We start from the raw sequence: 5770 nt of genomic DNA, 5'->3' as shown, positions 1-5770 counted from the left end.
TAAGTCCGCCGATGGCAATCGAGATCGCCATTGAGACGCCGCTCCAGGACGACCTGCGCGGGCTGGTCACCGAACTCAACGAGACCTTGCTCGAACTGACGCCGCCGGAGCATTGCTACCATTTGACGGTTGAGCAGATGGCCGGTCAGGACACGACGGTTTTCATCGCCCGCGATAAAGGCCTGGCCATCGGCTGCGGCGCGCTGAAGCGTCATGACGGCGCCATTGGCGAGGTCAAGCGCATGTATATCAGGCCGTCGCATCGCGGCCAGAAGATCGGCGCGAAAATCGTTGAGCGGGTCGAGGCGCTGGCGCGCAACGAGGGACTGAAGCGACTGGTGCTGGAGACGGGCGATCGTCATCCCGCGGCGTGGACAGTCTACGAACGCGCCGGGTTTTCGCGTTGCGGCCCGGTGCTGGATTATCCCGATTCTGAGTGGTCGGTGTTTTACGAAAAGAGCCTTTGATGAGCGACCTGACCCAGCTGACGATTTCACAGGCCCGCGCCAAGCTGCGCGGCAAGGAAATCACCGCGACCGAGATCACCGAGGCCTATCTCGGCGCTATCGAGCGCGCCAATCCGGCGCTCAATGCCTATGTCGCCGTGACCGGCGACAAGGCGCGCGACATGGCCAAGGCGTCCGACGCCAGGCTGGTCAAGGGCGAGGGCGGTGCGCTGGAAGGCATTCCGTTGGGGATCAAGGACCTGTTCGGCACCGAAGGCGTCCACACGCAGGCTTGCAGCCATGTGCTCGACGGGTTCAAGCCGCGCTACGAATCGACCGTTACGTCAAATCTGTGGGCCGACGGCGCCGTTATGCTCGGCAAGCTCAACATGGACGAGTTCGCCATGGGTTCGTCCAACGAGACGTCCTACTATGGTCCGGTCATCAATCCGTGGCGGCGCTCGCGCCTCGATACTGCGGTGATGCCGACGACGCATCAGGGCGATGGCGGCTTCGTCTCGGCCGGCGGCACGAGGGCCGTGCGCAGCCTGGACAATGCGCAGTTGGTGCCGGGTGGCTCTTCCGGCGGGTCGGCCACGGCAGTCTCCGCCTTCCTGTGCGCCGGCGCGACCGCGACGGACACTGGCGGCTCGATCCGCCAGCCGGCCGCCTTCACCGGGACGGTCGGCATCAAGCCGACCTATGGCCGCTGCTCGCGCTGGGGTATCGTCGCGTTCGCCTCGTCGCTCGACCAGGCCGGCCCGATCGCGCGCGACGTGCGCGATGCCGCGATCCTGTTGAAGTCGATGGCATCAGTCGATCCGAAGGACACGACGTCGGTCGACCGGCCAGTGCCGGATTATGAGGCGGTGATCGGCAAGCCCATCAAGGGCATGAAGGTCGGCATTCCCAGGGAATACCGCGTCGACGGCATGCCCGAAGAGATCGAAGCGCTGTGGCAGAAGGGCATTGCCTGGCTGAAGGACGCCGGCGCTGAGATCGTTGACATTTCCCTGCCGCATACGAAGTACGCGCTGCCTGCCTACTATATCGTGGCGCCCGCCGAGGCTTCGTCCAACCTCGCCCGCTATGATGGCGTCCGCTACGGATTGCGCGTGCCGGGCAAGGATATCGTCGACATGTATGAGAAGACCCGCGCCGCCGGTTTCGGCCGCGAGGTCAAGCGCCGCATCATGATCGGCACCTATGTGCTGTCGGCCGGCTATTACGACGCCTACTATCTGCAGGCGCAGAAGGTGCGCAATCTGATCAAGCGGGATTTCGAGACGGTCTTCGCCGCCGGCGTCGATGTCATCCTGACCCCGGCAACGCCTTCCGCCGCCTTCGGCGTCGCCGATGAGGACATGGCTGCCGATCCGGTCAAGATGTACCTCAATGACATCTTCACCGTCACGGTGAACATGGCCGGCCTGCCGGGCATCGCCGTACCCGCCGGGCTCGACGCCAAGGGCCTGCCGCTCGGGCTGCAGCTGATCGGCCGGCCGTTCGACGAGGAAACGCTGTTCCAGACCGCCGCCGTCATCGAGCAGGCCGCAGGCACGTTCCAGCCGGAGAAGTGGTGGTAGGGACGTCGCTCGTCTAGCGCATGCCCTGAAAGTCGGAATCGATTTTCGGAAGGATCCTGCGCAAAATCAAAGTGTTAGCGTCCTTTGAGCGCCCACGCCCGCGCGGCGCTGCAATGGGGTGAGCGATGTTCTTCTACCTGTCCAAGATCTTCTGGTTCTTCATCCAGCCGCTCAACCTGGCGATCTTCCTGCTGCTGGCGGGACTGCTCGCGGCCATGATCGGGCGCCGGCGGCTGGCGGCCACCGGCAGCTTGCTGGCATTTCTGATCCTTGCGCTGTCAGCCTGGACGTCGCTCGGCGCCATGATGCTCAATCCGCTGGAAGAGCGCTTCGCGCGCCCGCCGCTGCCGGCAAAGGTCGACGGCATCGTCGTGCTCGGCGGCGGCTTTGAGGGCGCCATCAATCTGGCGCGGGGCGGCTATGAGTTGAACAGCAGCGGCGATCGGATGGTCGAGACCGCAGTTCTGGCCCGGCGCTTTCCCACCGCCAAGGTGGTCGTCTCCGGCGGCACCGGCGCGTTGTTTCTCGATGGCGAGGGCGATGCCGCAACCGCGCCGCGCCTGCTCACCGCGCTTGGCGTGGCCGCCGATCGTCTGATCCTGGAGAACAAATCCCGCAACACCTATGAGAACGCGGTCTTCACCAAGGAGTTGGTCACGCCGAAGCCCGGCGAGACCTGGCTGCTCGTGACCTCAGCCTTCCATATGCCGCGCGCCAAGGCGCTGTTCGACAAGGCCGGCTTCGCCACCGTTCCCTGGCCGGTCGACTATCGCACCTCGGGCAAAGAAGGCATCGGGCTGTTCCGCGATAATCCGGCCGACTCACTGCAGGCCACCACCATGGCCATCCGCGAATGGATCGGGCTTTTTGCCTATTGGCTGTCTGGCCGGATCGATCAGCCTTTTCCAGGCGGCTGACCGATCACCGCCTGCCTGGCGGCCGAGAAGAACTGGCGCCGCACCAGAACGGCCAGCAGCAACAGCGTCGACAACACGAACACCATGGGGTCGACGAACCAGCCGAGATAACCGATCGAGAAGAACACCCCGCGCAGGCCGGAGTTGAAGTGCTTTCCGGCCAGCATGTTCATTTGCGCCGCACGCCACACCGCCGTTTCGGTGACAGGATTGCGTGAGGCTTCGCCATGCGGGATCGGCACGGCGCCGATCAGGATCGTGCAATAGTTGAACAGCCGGTACGCCCAGCCGAATTTGAAGAACGAAAACGCCAGGATCAGCACCAGTCCGAACACCTTTATCTGAAAAGCCGCGCGCGACGGCGCGCCACCCAAGGGCAGGTCGCTGAGCACTTCAAGAACCCGGTCGGACGCGCCGAGCAAGGCAAAGCAGCCGCCGATCGCGATCAGCGAGCTGGAGGCGAAGAAGGCGGTGCCTTGCTGCAGCCCGCTCATAATGGCGGTGTCGACGATGCGGATCTCGCGCTCGGCCATGGTCCGCATCCAGGCTTGCCGCTGTGCATTCATCGCCGTCGTCAGCGACATGCGGCTGACCAGCTTGCCGTCGGAGGCGAACGTGTGCAGCAGCCACGCGACGAGGAAGAAGGCCAGCGCCGCGAGATCGGCTGTCGAAAGATCGAGGGAATCGCCCATGGACTGAATTTATCACATTCAGCGCAATCGCTTCGATGTCCGCATACAGCGATCGTACCAATGTCGCTGCCGGAGCAAACAAGGTCGGCGGGTGCAGCGCCGCGATTTCCAAAAGAGCGGAAACATCGTGGGAATTCCTATATGTAGTCCTCGACCTGACTCCAGGAGACAACGCCGCGTGTTCCTTTCGGTTTTCGACCTGTTCAAGATCGGCATAGGACCGTCGAGTTCGCACACGATGGGGCCGATGACCGCCGCTGCGCGGTTTCTCGACGAGGTCGCGGGAAATGACTGGCCGCGTCCGGCGGGCGTCAAGGTCGACCGGCTTGGCGCAAGCCTGCACGGGTCACTCGCCTACACCGGTATTGGCCACGGCAGTGATCGCGCCGTCATGCTCGGCCTTGCCGGTCTGACGCCGCAGACGGTCGATCCCGACCAGGCCGATGGCATTGCCAGCCGCATCGCCGCCGAAAAGCGCATTTCGCCGCCCGGCCATCCCTCCTATCGCTTTGATCCGGCCACCGATCTGGTGCTGGACCGCAAGACGCCGCTCACCGGTCACGCCAACGGCATGGCGTTCTACGCCTATGACGCCGGCGGCCGCCTGCTGCTCAAGCGGATCTATTATTCGATCGGCGGCGGCTTCGTGGTTTCCGAAGAAGAACTGCAGCGGATGAAAGCCAAGGGTTCGGTGACAACCGAAGGCAAGAAAGTGCCTTATCCGTTCAAGAATGCGGTCGAGATGCTGGCCATGGCCGGCAAAAGCGGTCTTTCCATCGCCGACATGAAACGCGTCAACGAGGAAACGCAGATGACGCGCGAGGAGCTCGACGCCGGCCTCGACGGAATCTGGAGCGCCATGAAGGGCTGCATCGACCGTGGCCTGTCGCAGGATGGCATCATGCCGGGTGGGCTGAAGGTGCGCCGCCGTGCCCGCATGCTGCACGATAAGCTGCAGGAGCAGTGGCAGCAGAACAAGCCCAATCCTTTGCTCGCCAATGACTGGCTGTCGATCTACGCCATGGCCGTGAACGAGGAAAATGCCGCCGGCGGCCGCGTGGTCACCGCGCCGACCAATGGCGCTGCCGGCACGCTGCCGGCGGTGCTGCGCTACTGGCTGCATTTCCATCCCGAGGCGGACCAGCCGAGCATTCGTGATTTCCTGCTGACGGCTGCCGCCGTTGGCGGCATCATCAAGACCAACGCATCGATCTCGGGCGCCGAGGTCGGCTGCCAGGGTGAGGTAGGCTCCGCGTCGGCGATGGCCGCAGCGGGCCTGTGCGCCGTCATGGGCGGTACGCCCGAACAGGTCGAGAATGCCGCCGAGATCGCGCTCGAACATCATCTCGGCATGACCTGCGATCCGGTTGGTGGTCTGGTTCAGGTGCCGTGCATCGAGCGCAATGCGCTGGGCGCGGTCAAGGCGGTGACGGCCGCGTCGCTGGCCATCAAGGGCGACGGCATCCATTTCGTACCGCTCGATGCGGCGATCGAGACCATGCGCCAGACCGGCCTCGACATGAACGAGAAGTACAAGGAAACCAGCCTTGGCGGGCTTGCAGTCAACGTCGTGGAGTGCTGAAGGCTGGCCTAAACCGCCGCTGTGGAGAAGTCGATCCGGTCGTTGACGCGTTCGCGTGCGGGACTAACCTTAAGCGATGTCTCTCAATCTCATAAAACTCTGTGTCGGCTGCGACAGCGTCGAGGATCTCGAAGAGTGGATCGCCTTCCGCCTCGACGAGCGGCGGCGCGCCGGTGAGCCGGTCGAGCAGTATCACACCACCCGCATGATGCCGACACGCGGCGCCGAGGTTACCGATGGCGGTTCGCTCTATTGGGTGATCAAAGGCAATGTGCAGTGCCGCCAGTTGATCACCGAAATCCGGCCGTTCACCGACAGTGAAGGCATAGGCCGTTGCCATCTGATACTCGACCCCGAGGTTGTACGCACCGACTGGCAGCCGCGCCGGGCTTTTCAGGGCTGGCGCTACCTGAAACCGGCGGACGCGCCGCTCGATCTGGGCAAGGGCAAGGCCGGATTGATCGAGATGCCGCCGAAACTCAGGCGCGAGCTGGCCGATCTCGGTCTGCTCTGACCCCAGGTGGCATCACCGCCTGGCCCTTTGCAC

Annotated in this window: 6 protein-coding genes; 5 read left to right on the top strand and 1 reads right to left on the bottom strand. The window is 64.0% G+C overall.

Going from position 1 to position 5770, the window contains the following annotated elements:
* Nucleotides 1–11 precede the first annotated feature (11 nt).
* The 3 genes from EN906_RS20630 (at nt 12) to EN906_RS20620 (ending at nt 2949) form a co-directional block, all read left to right on the top strand.
* Complete coding sequence (locus EN906_RS20630; RefSeq protein ID WP_127271852.1) at nt 12–467, top strand: GNAT family N-acetyltransferase; 456 nt, start codon at nt 12–14, stop codon at nt 465–467.
* The gene (locus tag EN906_RS20625; protein ID WP_127272495.1) at nt 467–2032 is read left to right on the top strand and encodes an amidase family protein; all 1566 of its coding nucleotides are present in this window, start codon (nt 467–469) and stop codon (nt 2030–2032) included. Before EN906_RS20630 ends, EN906_RS20625 begins: the two co-directional genes overlap by 1 nt.
* 125 nt (nt 2033–2157) lie before the next feature.
* Nucleotides 2158–2949, top strand: a complete 792-nt coding sequence (locus tag EN906_RS20620) for a YdcF family protein (protein ID WP_127276740.1) — start codon at nt 2158–2160, stop codon at nt 2947–2949.
* On the opposite strand, the gene EN906_RS20615 is transcribed toward EN906_RS20620, so the two are convergent.
* Nucleotides 2928–3641 carry a DUF599 domain-containing protein gene (locus EN906_RS20615; RefSeq protein WP_027161543.1) on the bottom strand — a complete coding sequence of 238 codons (714 nt, stop codon included), beginning with the start codon at nt 3639–3641 and terminating at the stop codon, nt 2928–2930. The genes EN906_RS20620 and EN906_RS20615 overlap by 22 nt on opposite strands.
* 178 nt (nt 3642–3819) lie before the next feature.
* Between EN906_RS20615 and EN906_RS20610 the strand changes: the two genes are divergently transcribed.
* Together EN906_RS20610 and EN906_RS20605 are read left to right on the top strand one after the other, a co-directional pair.
* Nucleotides 3820–5223 carry an L-serine ammonia-lyase gene (locus tag EN906_RS20610; protein ID WP_127269560.1) on the top strand — a complete coding sequence of 468 codons (1404 nt, stop codon included), beginning with the start codon at nt 3820–3822 and terminating at the stop codon, nt 5221–5223.
* 76 nt (nt 5224–5299) lie between these two features.
* Nucleotides 5300–5737 carry a DUF1489 family protein gene (locus EN906_RS20605; protein ID WP_013531780.1) on the top strand — a complete coding sequence of 146 codons (438 nt, stop codon included), beginning with the start codon at nt 5300–5302 and terminating at the stop codon, nt 5735–5737.
* Nucleotides 5738–5770 lie beyond the last annotated feature (33 nt).

The organism is Mesorhizobium sp. M7A.F.Ca.CA.004.06.1.1 (genome assembly GCF_003999135.1).
In the GTDB taxonomy this organism is placed as follows: domain Bacteria; phylum Pseudomonadota; class Alphaproteobacteria; order Rhizobiales; family Rhizobiaceae; genus Mesorhizobium.
Note: the sequence above shows the minus strand (reverse complement) of the source record. Positions and strands in the feature narration are given on the sequence as shown.

Coding starts and splice junctions, on each gene's coding strand:
- EN906_RS20630 (WP_127271852.1), top strand. CDS start 12: ATGGCAATCGAGATCGCCATTGAGACGCCGCTCCAGGACGACCTGCGC.
- EN906_RS20625 (WP_127272495.1), top strand. CDS start 467: ATGAGCGACCTGACCCAGCTGACGATTTCACAGGCCCGCGCCAAGCTG.
- EN906_RS20620 (WP_127276740.1), top strand. CDS start 2,158: ATGTTCTTCTACCTGTCCAAGATCTTCTGGTTCTTCATCCAGCCGCTC.
- EN906_RS20615 (WP_027161543.1), bottom strand. CDS start 3,641: ATGGGCGATTCCCTCGATCTTTCGACAGCCGATCTCGCGGCGCTGGCC.
- EN906_RS20605 (WP_013531780.1), top strand. CDS start 5,300: ATGTCTCTCAATCTCATAAAACTCTGTGTCGGCTGCGACAGCGTCGAG.